The 1,367-nt window shown below is 61.4% G+C and carries 1 protein-coding gene; it reads right to left on the minus strand.

Annotated elements, in window-relative coordinates:
- Positions 1–274: 274 nt before the first annotated feature.
- Positions 275–1,123 carry a hypothetical protein gene (locus tag BN2475_RS32930; protein ID WP_094783496.1) on the minus strand — a complete coding sequence of 283 codons (849 nt, stop codon included), beginning with the start codon at positions 1,121–1,123 and terminating at the stop codon, positions 275–277.
- Positions 1,124–1,367 lie beyond the last annotated feature (244 nt).

Consider the following 1,367-nt stretch of genomic DNA (forward strand, 5'->3'; position numbering starts at 1 on the left):
TGGAGAACGAGGCGGATTGCCTCATTCGCCAACATAAAGCCGCGTGACCGGCCTCTCCCTGACCTCCGGTGTCAGACCGTAGCCCCTACCGCGCGAGCGGTTTAGTCCGCCGGCCAGTTCCGGACGTTCATCGTCGGGAGTGCAGAGTCGTTCGAAAGGCTGGCCGTCGCCGAGACCGGCCGTTCCGCCTTAGCGCTTGGCAACGCCTGCGTCATTTTTCCAGTGAGAACCCGCCCCTGTGCGAATTGTCGCAAGCTGCTTTCGGTAGGTCGAACTAGGCCGCGTCATCGTCGTGCCGGTTGTCCTCCTTTTTGTCCCGCCGCTTCCACCACCAGCCGCCTACGGGAACGAGCAGCGCGGTCCACAGCCACTGCCAGTAATCGCGGACGAAATGCTCGGCACGCTGGCCGGGCGTGATCGTCACTTCGATCTCCCCCGCAAACGTGTCGATCAGCCGGGGTGTGACCTCGCCGTCAATCCTGACCTCGGTTTGCAACACAACATGAAGCGGGTACAAACCTGTCTTGAGGGGCTTGATGGACCACATCCAGACGGTCGGTGCCTCGCCGCTGACGGCCTGCATCGGGGGCGTGAGCGGTGTGATCGTCAAGGCACCGGGGTCGTCGGCCGCGAGGAGCGCCCGTATCCGGTTCGGGATCTGCACCTGATGTGTCTGCACCTCACCGGGCACGGTGATCGACTTTGCCAGCTCGGAAGGCAACTGCTTCACGCCGACGACCAACTCGACCTTCGCCGGTGGCCCGTCGATATTCACGGGCGGTGGGGTATTGAACGCCGTGTTGCCGGTGGGTATCGCTCGTAAAGCGGCGTCCACTGCCTCGAACACGGTCTTAGGGGACGGCGTGTGCTGTTGTGCCCGTTGTTTTTGTCGTTCTGCTTCTGCTTTTGCTTTCAAAGCTCGGTCTAGTTGTTCTATTCGTTGTTTTAGTTCTGATTGGTTGATTTGTATGTTGTTGTTGTTGCCGGCGATGTTCACGGCGTTGCCGGGGCTTGGGCCGGATCCGACGTAGTGGTCCAGCGAACCCAGCACGCCCAAACAAACGGCGATGGCAGCGAAGACCATCGCGAGTATTGCCTTCCACCGGAAATTCGACTGGCGCATGGCTGACTCCGGGCGGGCTGGCCCACTGTGCTTCAGCATAGGCGCAGCACGGGCCTGCTGCGTGGACTTTCATCAGTGAAGACGCTCCAGCGGATGGCGGACTGAAAACCCTTATGCTGGTCGATGGAGTGGAGCGACGCCGATTGGCCGTTATCCCCCGATGGACTAAACCGCTCGCGCGGTAGGGGCTACGGTCTGACACCGGAGGTCAGGGAGAGGCCGGTCACGCGGCTTTATGTTGGCG

Source organism: Paraburkholderia ribeironis (genome assembly GCF_900019265.1).
In the GTDB taxonomy this organism is placed as follows: Bacteria; Pseudomonadota; Gammaproteobacteria; order Burkholderiales; family Burkholderiaceae; genus Paraburkholderia; species Paraburkholderia ribeironis.